Annotated in this window: 14 protein-coding genes and 1 tRNA gene; 10 read left to right on the forward strand and 5 right to left on the reverse strand. The window is 35.3% G+C overall.

What is annotated here, in order from left to right:
• Positions 1 to 241: 241 nt before the first annotated feature.
• Together BST92_RS05715 and mce are read right to left on the reverse strand one after the other, a co-directional pair.
• Positions 242 to 315: transfer RNA gene (locus tag BST92_RS05715), tRNA-Ile, on the reverse strand.
• A 71-nt stretch (positions 316 to 386) separates the two neighbouring features.
• A complete protein-coding gene (gene mce, locus BST92_RS05720) occupies positions 387 to 794 on the reverse strand; it encodes a methylmalonyl-CoA epimerase (protein WP_105070578.1) in 408 nt (135 codons plus the stop codon).
• Positions 795 to 850: 56 nt separating this feature from the next.
• Here mce and rbfA point away from each other — a divergent pair, with 56 nt between their 5' ends.
• From rbfA to BST92_RS14925, 3 genes are all read left to right on the forward strand, one after another.
• Positions 851 to 1246, forward strand: coding sequence for a 30S ribosome-binding factor RbfA (gene rbfA, locus BST92_RS05725; RefSeq protein WP_042286837.1), 396 nt, complete (start codon positions 851 to 853; stop codon positions 1244 to 1246).
• Positions 1246 to 2463, forward strand: a complete 1218-nt coding sequence (locus tag BST92_RS05730) for an ABC transporter permease (protein WP_105070579.1) — start codon at positions 1246 to 1248, stop codon at positions 2461 to 2463. Before rbfA ends, BST92_RS05730 begins: the two co-directional genes overlap by 1 nt.
• Positions 2464 to 2552: 89 nt before the next feature.
• The gene (locus BST92_RS14925) at positions 2553 to 2753 is read left to right on the forward strand and encodes a hypothetical protein (RefSeq protein ID WP_146105105.1); all 201 of its coding nucleotides are present in this window, start codon (positions 2553 to 2555) and stop codon (positions 2751 to 2753) included.
• 45 nt (positions 2754 to 2798) lie between these two features.
• Here BST92_RS14925 and dusB read toward each other — a convergent pair whose 3' ends face one another.
• Positions 2799 to 3791, reverse strand: coding sequence for a tRNA dihydrouridine synthase DusB (gene dusB / locus BST92_RS05735; RefSeq protein WP_105070580.1), 993 nt, complete (start codon positions 3789 to 3791; stop codon positions 2799 to 2801).
• Between the two features lie 51 nt (positions 3792 to 3842).
• Positions 3843 to 6254: a TonB-dependent receptor domain-containing protein gene (locus BST92_RS05740; RefSeq protein WP_105070581.1), complete on the reverse strand. Its 2412-nt coding sequence runs from the start codon at positions 6252 to 6254 to the stop codon at positions 3843 to 3845.
• A gap of 90 nt (positions 6255 to 6344) precedes the next feature.
• Between BST92_RS05740 and lepA the strand changes: the two genes are divergently transcribed.
• Both lepA and BST92_RS05750 read left to right on the forward strand, forming a co-directional pair.
• Positions 6345 to 8144 (forward strand): translation elongation factor 4, encoded by a 1800-nt coding sequence (gene lepA, locus BST92_RS05745; RefSeq protein WP_105070582.1) that lies wholly within the window; start codon positions 6345 to 6347, stop codon positions 8142 to 8144.
• A gap of 164 nt (positions 8145 to 8308) precedes the next feature.
• Positions 8309 to 9421 carry a hypothetical protein gene (locus BST92_RS05750; RefSeq protein WP_105070583.1) on the forward strand — a complete coding sequence of 371 codons (1113 nt, stop codon included), beginning with the start codon at positions 8309 to 8311 and terminating at the stop codon, positions 9419 to 9421.
• A gap of 77 nt (positions 9422 to 9498) precedes the next feature.
• Here the strand turns inward: BST92_RS05750 and BST92_RS05755 are convergent, their stop codons facing one another.
• Entirely contained in the window at positions 9499 to 11343 is a 1845-nt protein-coding gene (locus BST92_RS05755; RefSeq protein WP_105070584.1) for a cation:proton antiporter, read from the reverse strand.
• A gap of 194 nt (positions 11344 to 11537) precedes the next feature.
• Between BST92_RS05755 and BST92_RS05760 the strand changes: the two genes are divergently transcribed.
• The 5 genes from BST92_RS05760 to BST92_RS05780 all read left to right on the forward strand — a co-directional run bounded on the left by BST92_RS05760 (position 11538) and on the right by BST92_RS05780 (position 18234).
• Positions 11538 to 12392: an MBL fold metallo-hydrolase gene (locus BST92_RS05760; RefSeq protein WP_105070585.1), complete on the forward strand. Its 855-nt coding sequence runs from the start codon at positions 11538 to 11540 to the stop codon at positions 12390 to 12392.
• Between the two features lie 5 nt (positions 12393 to 12397).
• Entirely contained in the window at positions 12398 to 14026 is a 1629-nt protein-coding gene (locus BST92_RS05765; protein WP_105070586.1) for a S8 family peptidase, read from the forward strand.
• A gap of 108 nt (positions 14027 to 14134) precedes the next feature.
• The gene (locus BST92_RS05770) at positions 14135 to 15997 is read left to right on the forward strand and encodes a M1 family metallopeptidase (protein ID WP_105070587.1); all 1863 of its coding nucleotides are present in this window, start codon (positions 14135 to 14137) and stop codon (positions 15995 to 15997) included.
• Positions 15998 to 16101: 104 nt separating this feature from the next.
• Positions 16102 to 16479, forward strand: coding sequence for a ribonuclease P protein component (gene rnpA / locus BST92_RS05775; RefSeq protein ID WP_105070588.1), 378 nt, complete (start codon positions 16102 to 16104; stop codon positions 16477 to 16479).
• Positions 16480 to 16590: 111 nt separating this feature from the next.
• Positions 16591 to 18234: a S41 family peptidase gene (locus BST92_RS05780; protein ID WP_105070589.1), complete on the forward strand. Its 1644-nt coding sequence runs from the start codon at positions 16591 to 16593 to the stop codon at positions 18232 to 18234.

The following is an 18234-nucleotide window of genomic DNA, read 5'->3' on the forward strand; positions in this document are numbered from 1 at the left end:
AAAACTTTAATTGAATTAGGGCAAAAAAGTAATGTGAACATGATGTAAAGTTTAAAAAATACGCACTTCATCGATAAAACACATCTTTTAAACCTTAAAAAACAGTATTTGATTGCTTTATTTATTATTTACTTCTCAAATATATCTCAATAACGATTCGGCACTAATGTTTATTACAAAACACACATATTTGTAAAAACAAAAAAAACCTCAGCTTTTGAAACTGAGGTTTTTAAACTTGTGGGCCCACCTGGGCTCGAACCAGGGACTTTCTGATTATGAGTCAGATACTCTAACCAACTGAGTTATAGGCCCGACAACTATTTTTAAGCAATAGTATGTCCTAAAAAGTGTGCAAATTTAAACTATAATTCTTGTTGTACAAACTATTCTTCAATTTCCTGACATAACTCTACTAATACGCCGTTTGTAGATTTAGGATGAATAAACGCAACCCACTTATTATCAGCACCTTTCTTAGGTTTACTATTTAAAATTTTAAATCCTTCTTTTTCTAATCTTTTTAATTCAGCCTTGATATCTTTAACCTTAAATGCCACATGATGGATACCTTCACCTCTTTTTTCTATGTATTTTGCAATAGCACTATCCTCATGCGTCGCAGCTAATAACTCAATTTTATTTTTACCAGATTTAAAAAATGATGTTATCACGTGCTCGCTTTCAACTTCCTCACTTTTATATGGTTTTCTACCTAAAAGCTTTTCATAAGTCTCATTTGCTTTTTCTAAATCTTTAACGGCAATACCTAAATGCTCAATTTTTCCTAACATGATTCTTTAATTTATTTTTCAAAAATATCACAAAACCATTTGCTTACCTTTGTCGCATGGAAGAAAGTAATAGACAGAAAAAAATTAGTGGTATCCTTCAAGAGGACATATCTTCTGTAATACAGGATTTTTTAAGAAAGAACACCGTTAAGAACCTACTGGTATCTGTAACTAAAGTTACGGTAACACCAGATCTAGGATATGCAAAAGCATACCTATCTGTTTTTCCTGCAGATAAAGCCGAAGCTGTCGTTCAAGAAATTGTAGAAATAGGACCTGAATTAAGACATCAAGTAGCTGCAAAAGTACGACACCAATTACGTCGCATGCCCGAATTACAATTCTTTAATGATGATTCACTAGAGTATATGGATCAAATAGATAGAGAGCTTAAAGGCCTTAATAACCCTATTGAGAATCCAGATATATTGCCGCGCAGAAAAAAATCTTAGTGAACTTTTCTTATTACATCGCAAAGCGATATCTGGTATCTAAGAATGGTAAAAATGCCATTAACATTATCAACATACTTAGTTTTATTATAACTATTGTAGGGACAGCAGCGTTATTTATAGTGCTTTCTGGATTTTCTGGATTAAAAAGTTTCAGTACAGAATTCAGCAGTTATTTTGATCCAGATCTTAAGGTCACTCCTTTAAACGGTAAGACTATTGAAATTCCGCTTTCGCGAAAGCGAGAACTAGAAAGCCTGCCAGGCATTACTCTATTAAGTGCTACCATAGAGGAAAAAGCATTTTTACATTATGATGGTAAAAACGATATTGCTTATATAAAAGGCGTAGATAGTAACTATGATCAAATCATTAAAACTGACACTATATTACTGCAAGGAAGCTGGCTAGGAAATAGTGATTTACAAATAGTGGCAGGAGCCTCTATATCTGATGAGCTCTCTTTACAAATAGATAATTACGGTAGGTTTCTCCAAATCATGGTTCCTAAACCTGGTAAAAATGCGATAAATGCATTAAATTATAGAGATTCATTCAGCCAGATTGATGTCGTCGCTACGGGAATATTCAGCATCAATGAAAATCTAGACAGTAAATATATTTTTACAACCATAGCAGCAGCTAGAAAATTATTAAACTATAGCAATGATCAAGCTAGTAGTCTAGAAATTAAACTGGCACCAGGCGCTGACGAAGACCTAATCAGAGAAAAACTTCAGGCACTGTTTGATGTTCCAATCGTGATTAAAAACAGGCTTCAAATGAATGATGGTTTATATAAAATGCTTAATTCAGAAAATCTGGCCGTATACCTCATCTTTACCCTAGTACTTATCATAGCACTGTTTAATGTTGTAGGTTCTATTATTATGATGATATTAGATAAAAAACAAAATTTAAAAACCTTATTAGATTTAGGGGCTAGTGTTGCTTCACTGCGCAAAATATTTTTTATTCAAGGCAGTTTAATGACTATCAGTGGTGGATTAATAGGTCTATTGATAGGTGTAATATCTGTGTTCTTACAGATTGAATATAGCTTGTTATATATAGCACCAGGACTTCCTTATCCTTTTGAAATGGTTTTAACTAATATTATTGTGGCTTTAGGTACCATTTCAATATTGGGAATTATAGCTAGTTATATTGCTTCTAGACGTATTAATGAAGGGTTGCTATCACAAGCAAAACTTTAACCATATCTAAGATTATATAACAACATATGATGATTTAAAATATTGTATCAGAAAATACTTATATTTAACAATAACTATTAAATCAATCAATGAAAAATTTAAATTTAATCTTATTCTCTTCTCTCTTTATGTTTAGTCTTGCCATTGCTGCAACAGGCGCTGATAATAAAGTAGAATTAAAGCCAAATTCTAAAAGTATAGATAAAAAGAAAGTGCTACATCGCATGAATTGCCATGATTCAAATTGTTCTAATTCTGCACATATTAGAAGACCTGACCATATTCAATAATTATATTTATTAGAAAATATTAAATAGAAAAAGGTTATTTATAATCTAACGGAAGCTATGATCACCAAATTTATCTAAGACTTCATTAAAGGTATCAAAAACGCCTTGTGAATCATCACTTGTGACCATTTTCATGCGGTATTCCTTAAAGTTAGGAATTCCTTTAAAGTAGTTAGTATAATGTCGTCTTGTTTCAAAAACTCCTAGAGTTTCTCCTTTCCAAGCTATAGACATTTCTAAATGACGTCTAGCCACCTCAACACGTTCTTGCATGGTAGGTTTTGCCATATGTTCACCTGTTTCAAAAAAGTGTTTTACTTCTCTGAAAAACCATGGGTAACCTATGCTAGCACGACCTATCATGGCACCATCTAGTCCATATTCATCACGCATTTTCATGGCTAGCTCTGGTGTATTTACATCTCCATTGCCAAAAACCGGGATATGCATACGTGGATTGTTTTTCACATCTGCGATGGGTTTCCAGTTTGCGTTTCCTTTATACATTTGTGCTCTTGTGCGCCCATGTATAGAAATCGCTTTTATACCTACGTCTTGTAAACGCTCTGCAACTTCAACGATTTTTATAGAGTCATCATCCCAACCTAGTCTAGTCTTGACGGTTATAGGTAAGTCTGTGTGTTTTACCATTGCTGCAGTAAGAGATACCATAAGATCAATATCTTTTAAAATACCAGCTCCAGCTCCTTTTGAAACTACTTTTTTTACAGGACAACCAAAGTTAATATCTATAATATCGGGTTTAGTGCGTTCTACGATTTCTACAGACTGTAGCATCGAGTCTAGATTTGCACCAAAGATTTGGATACCTACAGGACGCTCTGCCTCATAGATGTCTAGTTTCATGGTGCTTTTTGCAGCATCACGTATCAATCCTTCACTGGATATGAATTCTGTGTAAACCACGTCTGCTCCATTTTCTTTACAAAGCGCACGGAAAGGTGGATCACTCACATCCTCCATAGGTGCAAGTAGTAGTGGAAAATCGGGTAGTTGTATGTCTCCTATTTTAGCCATGCTGCAAAAATAAGGTATAATCTAAACTCAGTAGTGTAGAAATAGAGCGTTTTAAAAACCTTTAGTTTTTTTACCGGTACGACCTTGGTCTTCTAGCTCTTCAGCATCACGGTTTTCTAACCTAAAGTTTCCAAATTTATAGGTAAACCCTATACTTAATAACTGCGTCTCAGGTAAGGTTAATTCTCTATTATCTTGATTTTGATAACGTGTTACAAAAGGTTGATTTTGAGACAGGAAGATATCGCTAAAGCTAGCCGTTAATATGGCTCTATTATTCCACAGACTTTTAGAAACACCTATACTACTCATTAACATATTCTCATACTTATAAGTACCAAATAATATACTAGAGACATATGTTGCATTCACATTCATTTTAAATGTTCCGTCTTTAGATAGGTCAAAAATGTTTGTAGTATCAATGAAAAATCCAGTGGTATTAGACTTTTGTACATTTAAAGGAGACTGCGACGCATTAATTTCATTTTCCATATAAAAAGCGCTAATGCTTGTATAAGTAAGCCAGTTCTCATTTAGCATCTTATAAATAGTTGCATCTACACTATATTGAAATTCATAATTCAGGTTGATTGACTGTTGAACGAGTACATTAGTATCATTGTTTTGGAAAGCCACGCTATTAATCATATCACTAGTATGAAGATAATAAGCATCAACAAAAAGCTCGTTTTTATAATTCCAGCCCAAGTTAATCTTATTATTAAAAGCAGGAACTAAATCTGGTGTTCCAGTACTCACATTATTATCATTAATAAAGTTATTGAAAGGATTCAAATCTCCTGAACCAGGACGATCTATAGATCGCTTATAACTCAAGCTTAATTCATTACTATCATTTAAAGTGTGACTCAACGCTACATTAGGAAAAAACCCTATATAATCTTGTTTATTTACAAGACCGAGTGACTCACTATTACCTTCTACTTGAGTTTGTTCTAGTCGCAATCCACCAGTCAGAGACCATTTTTCCCAATCTCTAGATACTTGGGTATATGCGGCATAAATACGCTCGTCATAGTCATAAACATCTGACAGCGATGGATCAAGTACAGCTCCCATATCAGTATCAAAAAAATCTTGATTACTTTTATTAGATATGTTTGTGTACTTCAATCCTGAAGAAAAAGTATAAGAGCCTAAAAGGTCTTCATAATCAACTTTCCCAGTAAATATATTGGCTTTTTGGAATCCTGTAGTTCTAAAGCTATTAGTTCCTGTAGTGGTTTGTGTGTTGTCAAAAAAGCGGCTTGAAAAGTCTTGAGTATTGTCGTTATCTGTAAAAATATAAGTTGCTTCTACATTTAAATTCCCACCGTTCTCATTAAGAACACTGTTCCATGCTAGGTTTACGTTGCCACTGGCATAATCTTGATCAACATCAGAGTTAGTATCAAAACCGCTGAATGAAGTGCCATTTTGAGGTAAGATCGAGGTATTTACCTCGCTATCTAGTTCCCTACCATTATTTAATCCCAGATATCCCATAAAGGATAAACTGTTCTTTTTATCTAATCTAATATCTATAATACTATTAAGGGCATGTGCATCACTTCTATTTACTGCCTCAACATCAGTAAACCAGCGAGAATCTCTAGTACCATCACTGTTAAAGAAACCTACTTGAGACTCTTGTCGTGTCAAATCCTTACGTGGATTATAATTATAGTTTCCATATACATTTAACCAATTGTTCTTATAAAAATGGCTAGTTCCTATTTGATATTTTGCAAACGTATCAATCTCATAATTTCCTGTCACAGATCCTTTATAACCTAGTGATACGTTTTTACTGGTTATAATATTGATAACTGCGCCACCATCAGCATCATATCGCGCCGGTGGATTATAAATAACCTCAATACTCTTTACATTATCACCATTATAACCTCTAAGCAATTGTTGTAATTCTTCGTCACTTAGAAACACGCGTTTGTTATTAATGTAAACTTGAGCGGTGCTACCTTTTACAGTATAAGTCCCATTCATTTCAAAAACTCCTGGAGTAGATTGTAAAATTTGAGAAGCATTTCCTGTACTTAATGAAGTGTTCTCAACATTAAAAATGATACGGTCGGCTTTGCGATCTATAGTTGGTTTCTTTGCGATTAGGGTCACAGCATCTAGTTGAGCAGCATCTGTTTCTAACACTAGATTGTTAAGAGCAGCGTCTTTGTCTAGTGTTAGCTTTCGCGAAAGCGTTGCATAACCCACAAAAGAGGCGTTAAAATTATAGTCGCCCGCAGCTACTTTAGGGAAAGAAAAGTTTCCTGTCTCATCAGTTGAAGTACCGTATTTAAAAGTTCCCTCTTCTACATCAAGAAGTACCACATTTGCAAAAGCAATGGGTGCACCGTCAGAATCGATAAGATTACCTGTAAGATTAATTTGAGCAAACGTACTTAAAGAAGTGAATAGTAATAAAATGGGTATCAGTTTCATGCAATAAATAAAAGAGCCTCTAAAATAGGAAAGCTCCTTAAAAAATTGGGCAAGGAATTAGATTATATTTGCAGCAGTATTTAACGGACTATGAAGAACATACGCAATTTTTGTATCATCGCACACATTGACCACGGTAAAAGCACACTGGCAGACAGACTGTTAGATGCAACCCATACGGTTACAAAACGTGAATCCCAAGCACAATTACTAGACAACATGGATCTAGAACGTGAGCGCGGTATAACGATAAAATCGCATGCGATTCAAATGGATTATACTGCACCTGATGGTGAGCAATACATTCTTAATCTGATAGATACACCAGGTCACGTAGATTTCTCTTATGAGGTTTCTCGTTCTATAGCAGCTTGTGAAGGTGCTCTTTTAATTGTTGATGCAGCACAAAGTATTCAAGCACAAACGATCTCTAATCTTTATCTAGCACTAGAAAATGATTTAGAAATTATACCTGTACTTAATAAAGTAGATTTACCTAGTGCAAATGTTGAAGAGGTTACAGATGATATTGTAGATCTATTGGGTTGTGATCCTAGTGAAGTAATACCTGCAAGTGCAAAGACTGGTCTAGGGATTCAAGATATTCTAGATGCTATTATAGAACGAGTTCCTGCACCTACTGGTAACGTTGATGAGCCGTTACAGGCATTAGTTTTTGATTCACAATACAACCAGTTCCGTGGTGTAGAGACTATTTTTAGAGTTATTAATGGTTCTATTAAAAAAGGACAGCATATCAAATTTGTCGCGACTGGCGAGAGCTATTATGCAGATGAAATAGGTACTTTGAAATTGAATCAAGTTCCTAAAAAAGAAATAAAAGCAGGTGATGTAGGTTATCTTATTACTGGAATTAAAGAAGCTAAAGAGGTTAAAGTAGGTGATACAATAACAGATCATTCAAACCCTACTACAAATCCGATTGAAGGTTTTGAAGACGTTAAGCCTATGGTTTTTGCTGGTATTTATCCAGTAGATACTGAAGACTATGAAGACTTACGTTCCAGTATGGAAAAATTACAGCTTAACGACGCTTCATTAGTTTTTCAAGCAGAAAGTAGTGCTGCACTAGGTTTTGGTTTCCGTTGTGGGTTTTTAGGTATGTTACACTTAGAAATTATTCAAGAACGTCTAGAACGAGAGTTCAACATGACGGTTATCACAACTGTGCCTAACGTTTCTTATTATGCTTACACTAATAAGGATCCTGAGGCACGTATTATTGTTAATAATCCTAGTGATTTACCAGAGCCTTCTACATTAAATAGAGTTGAAGAACCATATATTAAAGCAACTATTATTACAAAATCAGATTTTGTAGGTAATGTGATGTCTTTATGTATTGAAAAACGTGGTATAGTAACTAATCAAACATACTTAACTACAGAGCGTGTTGAGCTTACCTTTGACATGCCGCTGGCCGAGATTGTTTTTGATTTCTATGATCGTTTAAAAACCGTTTCTAAAGGTTATGCATCATTTGACTATGCACCTATAGGAATGCGTGTTTCTAAACTCGTTAGATTAGATGTTCTTTTAAATGCACAACCTGTAGATGCTTTAAGTGCCTTAATACATGCTGACAACGCTTATACCATAGGTAAAAAGATGGTAGAAAAGTTGCGTGAACTCATCCCTAGACAACAATTTGATATACCTGTTCAAGCTGCTGTAGGAGCAAAAATTATTGCTCGTGAAACTATTAAAGCCCTACGTAAAGACGTAACGGCTAAATGTTATGGTGGTGATATCTCTCGTAAACGTAAGCTATTAGAGAAACAAAAGAAAGGTAAGAAACGTATGCGTCAGGTAGGTAATGTAGAGATACCTCAACAGGCATTTATGGCGGTGTTGAAATTGAATGATTAATTGAAAGTGGTATAAAAAACCACTATTTTATAAAATCTAAAAAAGGGACAGAATTAATTTTCTGTCCCTTTTTGCTGTTTGAAGAATTCTTAGAACTTACTTATAAATAATTTCCTACATATTAGGTGTTATTATGTATATTCGTGCTCAAATTAAAAAAATCTATGAAAAAATTATTATCCCTATTCATCGTCTTAAGCGTTTTATTTTCATGTAGCAGTGAAGAAGATTCGCCTACAGATAGTGGACTAACGAACCTACAGATTTCAGTGCAAAGTAAATCGACTAACAGTGTCACCTTGAGCACCACATCTGAAGGTGGTCCTAATTTTACTACCGTAATTAATTATGCTTTATCAGGTACTGGGAACTTTCAACAAACGTCATCTAACACCATTAATGGATTAGAAAAAGGAACTAAATATGATATGTTCTTTACACGTACGAGAAATGGACAAGACTACACTAGCCCTACCCTATCCGTAACAACACTAGGTTTTACACATACACCAGGGAACCCTTTATTTTCTCGAGATACTGAAGTAAATCATCTTTATCAAGTGATTTATGAGGGCAATACAGAGTTTGGTGATTTTGCTCAACCTTTAAGTGGTTATATCATTATAGAAAATGATAGTGTACCATTATTAAATGTCACTGCTACATCAACTCAAATCGACTTTGAGGTTGGGAAAAACGTAAGAACTATACTTCCTACCACTGCAGATAATTATCAATACAATTACCCATTTGAAATAGGTCTGTTTACTAATGAGGCATATACTAGAATCACAACAGACACACAGACTAATACACTTACACAACCTAGAAGTGTCTTTAGTATTGATAATCACGTACCGTATATTGAATCTGGTGTTCTTACTGGATCTATATGCTCAAATTCTGGTAAAAGAGGAATCATACAACCTGGAGGTCGTTTCTGGTTACGTGATCAAGGAACCTCAACAAATAGCGACTACAATAATCAAGATAACTACAATGTAAAAATAACTAACATAGTAGATCCTACTATTTCAAGAACATATCTAGCTAGCGATATCTTCCCAATAAATACTCTAACCGGTGATTGTACGATTGAAGGAATGGCTTTAGTAGGTTCCGCAGTTAATGGTAGAAGAGGATTCCATGATGCTAATGTATTATCCTTAAACTTAAACCGTAATTTCTTTATAGATGGAGATTATACCATCCAGTTTATTGTTGAAGATGATAATACATCATATTTTTCAAATGAATATATAGTAACTCTAGACTAATTTTTAAGTCAAAATTGTATTAGTAAAAAGGGACAGAATTAATTTTCTGTCCCTTTTTTTAATAAATATGTTCTTTCTTACTCCATCACTATATCACCACTAGCCTGTACTACAATTTTTTTACCTAGGTAAACCAGTTGGCTATCTTCTTCTACTTCCATATCTAATGATGTAGATGGAATGATATCTATTTCATTTTTCTTTCTAATAAATAAAGGTATGATGTTTTCATCTGTTTTTGTTATCTCAATAAGACCTTCATAATGTTCCTGAGATTTAATTTTAATCTCATGTATCTCTCCATAATAACGTGCCACTTCCATCATGTTGACATAATCATCGGTGGATGAGAACAGTCCTCTAGTAGGGTTTTCATCAGGATTACTCACCTCAGTAGAATGCACTAAACGATAAGCTCCATTTTCTCCAAAACGTGCCGTAAAACGCTCTAATGCATAATCGTTAATTTGCGAGTTACCTGTTAGCGCCATTAAAAAACCTATATTATTAAATTCAATATCATCGGTGATGGCATCACTATAAATATCTGCAGCGACAGCGTCTAGACCTTTTTCTTTTGCAATACGCACATTGTTTGTGTTTGTATCAACAAGTACAACACTGCGTCCATGTTCTTTTAAATAACTAGCTATTAATCTCGAGAATTTTGAAGCACCTACAATCATAATTCCATCTGATTGTTTTAAGAACACACCTACTATTTTAGCAAATAATCGAGCCGTGGTAGCATTTAATAATACCGTACCTAACACAATCATAAATACTAGTGGTGTAATATACTCAGCACCATCAACACCTTGCGTTACTAGTTTAGAACCAAATAATGAGGCAATACCAGCAGCAACAATACCACGAGGTCCTACCCAAGAGATGAACAATTTCTCATTCAACTTTAAACCGCTATTAATAGAACTAGCAAAAACGCCTAGTGGTCGTATGATAAAGGCCACTACTGCAAACAGTGCTGCCGTTTCCCATCTATATATAAGATATAGATCCTCCATATTAATATTTGCCGCAAGTAGTATAAATAAAATCGATATCAACAAAACACTCAACGACTCTTTAAAATAAAGAAGTTCTTTAAGGTTAGGTAGATTAATATTACCCATTACCATACCCATAACAACTACAGCTAGTAAACCAGACTCGTGTGCAAAAGAATCACTCAACACAAAAACGCCTAAAACCGCCGCAAGTGTAAATACATTTAATAGATAATGGGGTATCAACTTCTTCTTAATAGAAAATGCCAGTGCATGAGCAAATGAGAATCCAAAAGAGAATCCAAACAACACAATCTTACCAAATTCTTCCAGCGCTACTAATGTAAACTCTCCACCAGCATTTGCGCTTATAAATTCAAACACTAATACCGCAAAAAGTGCTCCTATAGGATCTATTAAAATCCCTTCCCATTTTAAAATAGAACTCACATCTTTTTTAAGCGGTATATTTCTTAAAATAGGTGTGATTACAGTAGGTCCAGTAACAATTATTAAAGCAGAAAATAATAAAGCAATTTCCCAACTTAACCCAAAGATATAGTGTGCCGCAACACCAGCACCAGCAAATGTGATAATCACTGCAACAGATATTAATTTACCTATTACAGGTCCAGTATTAAGTATTTCCTCCTTTTTCAAAGTTAGACCACCTTCAAAAAGTATGATACTAATCGCCAAAGAGACAAAGTAAAAAAGGCTTTCACCAGGAAATAAACCTTGCTGGCCATTCCATATAGGTTCAATTAATTTAGAGGCATCTTCAGTATATAAAGAAGCAATAGGACCTACCAATAGACCTATGATAATCAAAGGTAAAATGGCTGGTATTTTAAACCTCCACGCCATCCATTGTGCAAGTATTCCCAATATTATAATTCCGGCTAACTCTAGCATTATTTTATATTTTGGTTGAAAATTACAACCTTTTCTATTAATGAGTGTTTGTTACGCTTTCGCGAAAGCGTATTTACAATTACTTTAATAATTACACATGTATTTTCATTAATGCATTAGCTCTTTAACGCAATTTCAAGACTTTTCACGTAACAAAATTTTAAATTGCGCTACCTATAATAGAAATTCATTTTATGAAAATACATTCTATAGAAGCCGGAAATTTTAAATTAGATGGTGGTGCTATGTTTGGTGTCGTACCTAAGTCATTGTGGCAACGCACTAATCCAGCAGATTCTAATAACATGATTGACATGGCAGCAAGATGTTTGCTGGTAGAAAACGGCGATCGATTAACATTGATCGACACCGGAATGGGAAATAAACAATCAGAGAAATTCTTTGGTTATTACTTTATGGACCACATCTATGATCTAGACAGCTCTCTTAAGAAAGCAGGTTTTTCTCGAGATGATATTACAGATGTCTTTTTAACCCACTTACACTTTGATCATTGTGGCGGCGTAATTGAGAAAAAGAAGAACGATTTTTATGAACCTGCGTTTGCAAATTCAACTTTCTGGACTAATAAAGAGCACTGGAAATGGGCCATAGAGCCTAATGCGAGAGAAAAGGCATCTTTCCTTACGGAAAACATAAAGCCTATCGAGGAAAGCGGCCAGTTAAATTTTATCAAGCAAAACAGCTCTTTTGCAACACAAAACGAGATGGATTTTGACATTCTTTTTGTAGATGGACATACAGAAAAGATGATGATCCCACATATCACCATAGGAGATAAGACTTTTGTATATATGGCAGACCTGTTGCCCACAGCAGGACACATACCTATACCTTATGTAATGGGCTATGATACCAGACCGTTACTTACTCTAGATGAAAAATCAAAATTTCTTAATGAGGCAGCAACAAAAGGCTATTACCTCATCCTAGAACACGACCCAAATAATGAAATAATTACCGTGAAACACACAGAAAAAGGTGTGCGTCTCGATAAATCCCTTACTTTTAACGACTTATTTAATTAAAAATCATGAATTACTCCTTTATTAAGAAAACAATGTTAACCGTAGCGGCAGCAGGTATGCTAGCCGGTTGTGGTAGTGGTTTTACTATCGTATCTCCACCTATTGAAAATATAGACTCAACACCTATTAAAACAACAGCAATGTCTGAGGTTGAGTCAAAAAACTGGAAAGATCTAGACCTACAGACAGACACCATTCCTGGAATGAGTGTTAATAAAGCATATGCTGAAATTCTTAAAGGTCGTATGGGAACTACAACTGTGGTTGCCGTGATAGATTCAGGTATTGATATCGAACATGAAGATCTAGATGACGTGATCTGGACTAACGAAGATGAAATCCCAGGAAATGGTATCGATGATGATAAAAATGGATTCATAGATGATGTACATGGATGGAATTTCCTAGGTGATATCGTAGCAGAGAATCTAGAGTATGAGCGTATCGTAAGAGATAAGGCTATGTTACCAGCAGATATCGTTGCAAAAGCTCAAAAAGAGTATGATGCAAAACTTGCTCAAGCGACACAAAGTAAAGAGCGCTTTGAAGGTATCCTACAACAAATCGTTGAGGCTGATAAAGTAGTAAGTGCACACTTAGGTAAGTCAGACTATACACCAGCTGAGGTTGCAGCAATCAGTTCTGAAGATGAAACGGTAACCAACGCAAAAGGAACATTAAGCTTCTTCTTTGGTCAAGGTCTTGAGTCTGTTGCACAAGCAAAAGAAGTCCTAGGTGAGTACATTACAGACGCAACAAATCTATTAAATGGCGAAAAGTTAAAAACTAACTATCGTGAAGATGCCATGCCAGGCAACAGTCCATACAGCTACACAGTCGGTGAAGTATGGGGAAATAATGAATATAGTGGTCCAGACCCAGAAAAGAAAGATGCGCTACATGGTACGCACGTAGCTGGTATTATCGCTGCTGAGCGTGATAACGGTCTAGGATCAAATGGTGTTGCAAATAATGTAAAGATTATGGTACTACGTGCTGTATCTGAAGGTGATGAGTATGATAAAGATATTGCAGCAGCAATTAGATATGCAGCAGACAATGGAGCTAAGGTAATCAATGGTAGTTTTGGTAAATACCACTCTTCAAACCCAGAATGGGTATGGGATGCGATAAAATATGCTGAGAGCAAAGATGTTCTTTTTGTAAATGCTGCTGGTAATGAAGGCACAGATACAGATTTTACTCAAGTATATCCACAAGATCAAGAGCTTGCAGGACCAGAGATCTCTGATAACTTTTTAACTGTTGGTGCTCTTGCTCCTTCTTACGGTGCAGACATGGTTGCAGGCTTTTCTAATTATGGAAAATCGACTGTAGACGTTTTTGGACCTGGTGTACAAATCTATTCTACATTCCCGCTAAATGAATATTCTAGTATTAGTGGAACATCAATGGCATCTCCTGCTGTAGCTGGTGTTGCAGCGGTTATACGTTCACAGTTCCCTAAACTATCTGCTAGTCAAGTAAAACACATCATCATGGACAGTGGTTTAACTACTATGGCACGTGTAAATGTAGGCGGTGGAGCAGACACTAAACCATTCCAAGAAATTACTACTTCAGGTAAAATGGCAAATCTTTACAACGCCTTGATTATGGCGTCTAAAATGTAAGCCGTATTTAAATAATATTGTTAAGCCTGTCCTAATATGGACGGGCTTTTCTTTTTACGCTTTCGCGAAAGCGGTATATTTATAACCTAATTACTCAACAACAATCAAATGAAAAAAATCATTTTACTACTCACCACCGCAGTTATACTTGCAAGTTGTGGATCTTCAAAAGATGTTGTAGCTAACCAAAGCACCAATGCAAACGGTTACTGGCAACAAGCTGTAGACTATAAGATGGATGTAGATATGGATGTGGACCGTTATCAATATACGGGAAAACAGACCTTAGTTTACACAAATAATTCTCCAGAGACTTTAGACAGAGTTTATTATCATTTATTCTTCAATGCTTTTCAACCAGGTAGTGAAATGGATGTAAGATCTCGCACCATTGCAGATCCTGATAGACGTGTAGGATCTAGAATTGCTGCATTAGAACCTAATGAAATAGGTTATCTACATGTTTCAAACATGACACAAGATGGTACAACTCTTCAACCACAAGAAGAAGGAACTATTCTGGTAGTAAAACTAGCCAAAGCTCTAGCGCCAGGACAGTCTACTACTTTAAAACTAGATTTTAACGGTCAGGTTCCTGTTCAAGTACGTAGAAGTGGTCGTAATAATAAAGAAGGCGTTGCACTATCCATGACACAATGGTTTCCTAAAATGGCAGAATTTGACGCTACCGGATGGAACACAAGTCCATACATAGGACGTGAGTTTCATGGTGTATGGGGAAATTTTGATGTGAAATTGACACTTGATAAAGATTATACTGTAGGTGGAACTGGATATTTACAAAACCCTAAAGACATAGGTCACGGTTATGATAAAGCAAACTCTGGACCTGCAAAAGGTAAAGACGGAAAATTAACTTGGCATTTTAACGCACCTATGGTACATGATTTTGCATGGGGCGCAGATCCAGATTTTATCCATGATGTATATAATGGTGCAAATGGTGTGAAACTTCACTTTTTATACAAGGATAATGATGCGATTAAAGAAAACTGGAAAAAACTACAGCCTAAGACTAATGAAATGTTGAAATATTTCAACGAGCACATCGGTGAGTATCCTTATAAGCAATATAGTGTGATACAAGGTGGTGATGGTGGTATGGAATATGCCATGTGTACTTTAATCACAGGAGAACGCAGCTATGGTAGTTTAATGGGCGTTACTGCTCATGAGTTTGCACACTCGTGGTTCAATCACATTCTTGCTACTAATGAGGCAAAACATGAATGGATGGATGAAGGTTTTACCACCTTTATTTCTAATAAAGCAATGGCTTACATTAATGGAGAAGATGAAAGTACTGCAAATAGCGGTTCTTATAGAGGTTATCTAGGTCTAGCAAATTCTGGTAAAGAACAACCTCAAACAACACATGCAGATCGTTATGAGTATAATGGTGCATATGGTGCTAGTGCTTATAATAAAGGTGCTACGTTTTTAGCACAATTAGGCTACATTATTGGTGATGAAAAACGTGATGAAGTAATTAAAGAATATTATAACACATGGAAATTCAAACATCCAGAACCTAATGATTTTAAACGTGTTGCTGAGCGCGTAAGTGGTTTTGACCTAGAATGGTACCTACGTGACTGGACAATGACTACAAACGTTATCGATTATTCTATTGAGAACTTAAGCAGTCTAGACGGCATGAGCGTGGTATCATTAAAGCGCAATGGTTTAATGCCTATGCCATTAGATATTAAAGTAACCATGAATGATGGAAGCGAGAAATGGTTTTACATACCGTTAGAAGAAATGCGTGGTGAGAAAGCCGTACCCAATAACTGGACTGTTTTAAATGACTGGGCTTGGGCTTACCCAACCTATGAACTAGAATTAGACGGCGTGGATATGCGTTCTATAAAATCTGTTGAAATTGATCCTATGAATAACATGGCAGATGTGGATAAAGAAAATAATAACTGGTCTTTACAAGAGTAAGTTATCAGCCATTAGATTTTGAAAAAGCAGCTGTAATTAAACAGCTGCTTTTTTGTTGTCCTAAATTCAATGATAGCATTCTCTTAAAAACATATCTTTGCATCATGCGTTTCACCCTAGGAAAAGAGACTAAGCTTAAAAGTAAAAAATCTATAGAGTTACTTTTTACAGAAGGTTCTTCTATACGTAAAGGACCTATACGTTGTGTTTATAATCTCATAGACATGGAACTACCTCATAAAATAGGTGTCAGCGTTTCAAAACGATTTTTTAAAAAAGCACCAGATCGCAATCGTATTAAAAGGTTGTTGAGAGAAGCTTATCGTTTAAATCAACATGACTTAATAACTCCTGAAGGAAAAAGTATTGAAATGATGTTTCTTTTTCAATCTCCTAAAATGCCTGAATTTGAAACCGTTCAACAATTGATTAAAAAGCTAATCATCGAGTTAAACAAGCAACATCAACAATTGGAAGATTAATTGGCATTTTAATTGTATTCTACTTAAAATAGCCACTAAACGGCAAGAAAATGAGTCATCTACCGTTTTTATCCTATATTTATTGCAACGCGTATAGAACCGTTAACAACTATGAAAGGTACCATTAATATTAAAAGACAGATTTTACTTCCTATTCTAGGAGCGTCTATTTTCTTTACGACAGCTAGTTTTCAAAACGACTTTTTTGAAATCGCCAAGCAGATTGAGATTTTTACAGAAATGTATAAACAGCTCAATATGAACTATGTAGATGAGACTAATCCAGCAGACTTAATGGATAATGCCATAGAAGGAATGCTGTCAGAATTGGATCCATATACTAAATACTGGACAGAACAAGAAGTTGAGAAGTCTATCATTAATAGACGTGGCGCTTACACAGGAATAGGTGCTGTAGTGAGTACTAGAGATGATAAAGTGATTATAGTAGAACCATGGAAAGACCATCCTGCTGATGTTGCAGGACTTAAAGCTGGTGACGAAATTATAGAAATAGATGGCATCAAGCTAGCGGACTATAAAGAAAATGCTGGTGATTTATTGAAAGGTAGTGCTGATACAGAAATATCCATCGTTTATAAACGACAGGGAAAAGAGAAATCAGCAAAAGTTAAAAGACAAGCCGTTGAGGTTAATGCCGTTCCTTTTTATGAAATGGCAACACCAGAAATAGGATATGTGGTATTATCTAAATTTAATGAGAAAGCTTCTCGAGAAACTAAGGCTGCAATTGTAGCATTAAAAGAAAAAGGAGCTACTAAAATTATACTTGATTTAAGAGGCAATCCTGGTGGTTTATTAAGTGAAGCCGTTGCTGTTTCTAATCTTTTTATAGAGAAAGACAAACTGATAACCAGCACTCAATCTGTTGTTGAACAGTATAATAAAACGTACCTAACAAAACGTCCTGCGTATGATCCAGACATACCTGTGGCTGTACTTATTAATGGACGCAGTGCCAGTGCCAGTGAGATTGTAAGTGGTAGTATACAAGATTATGACCGTGGTGTTGTAATAGGTGCTCGTAGTTTTGGTAAAGGACTAGTACAACGTCCTAAACCACTTTCTTATGGTACACAAGTAAAAATAACCATCTCAAGATATTATACACCTAGTGGTCGTTGTATACAAGCATTAGACTACTGGAATCGTGATGAAGATGGAAATGCCGTACGCACTAAAAAAGAAGATTATAACGCCTTTAAAACTGTAAATAGCGGTCGTACCGTTTATGATGGCGGTGGTGTACAACCAGATATTGAATTAGCAAGCGCAGCTTACTCACCTATAACGACTGCTCTTCTTAAGGATAACGCCATCTTTGACTATGCTACAGAGTATTATTATAATCATCAGGTAACAGATATGGATAGTTTTAGATTCACGGATACCGATTTCAATGACTTTGTTAATTGGGTTGAGAAAAAAGGATTTGATTTTAATACTGAAACAGAGTCTGCATTTGCAAAAGCATTTAAAACTGCCGAGAAAGAAGAACTAGATGATGATATTAACTCTAGCTATAAGGCCATGCAAGAAGCGATTAATAATGCTAAGAAGAAGGACATGAAGGATAAAAAGGCTGAAATCATGAGCCTTCTTACTGATGAAATCGTTAAAAGATATTTCTATCGTGACGGTTTATATAACTATCAATTAAAATTCAATCCAGAAATTTTAGAAGCTGTAAATGTTCTAGAAGATCAAAATAAATACAACAGAATTTTAAAATAA

This window comes from Nonlabens arenilitoris, assembly GCF_002954765.1.
Taxonomy (GTDB): Bacteria; Bacteroidota; Bacteroidia; order Flavobacteriales; family Flavobacteriaceae; genus Nonlabens; species Nonlabens arenilitoris.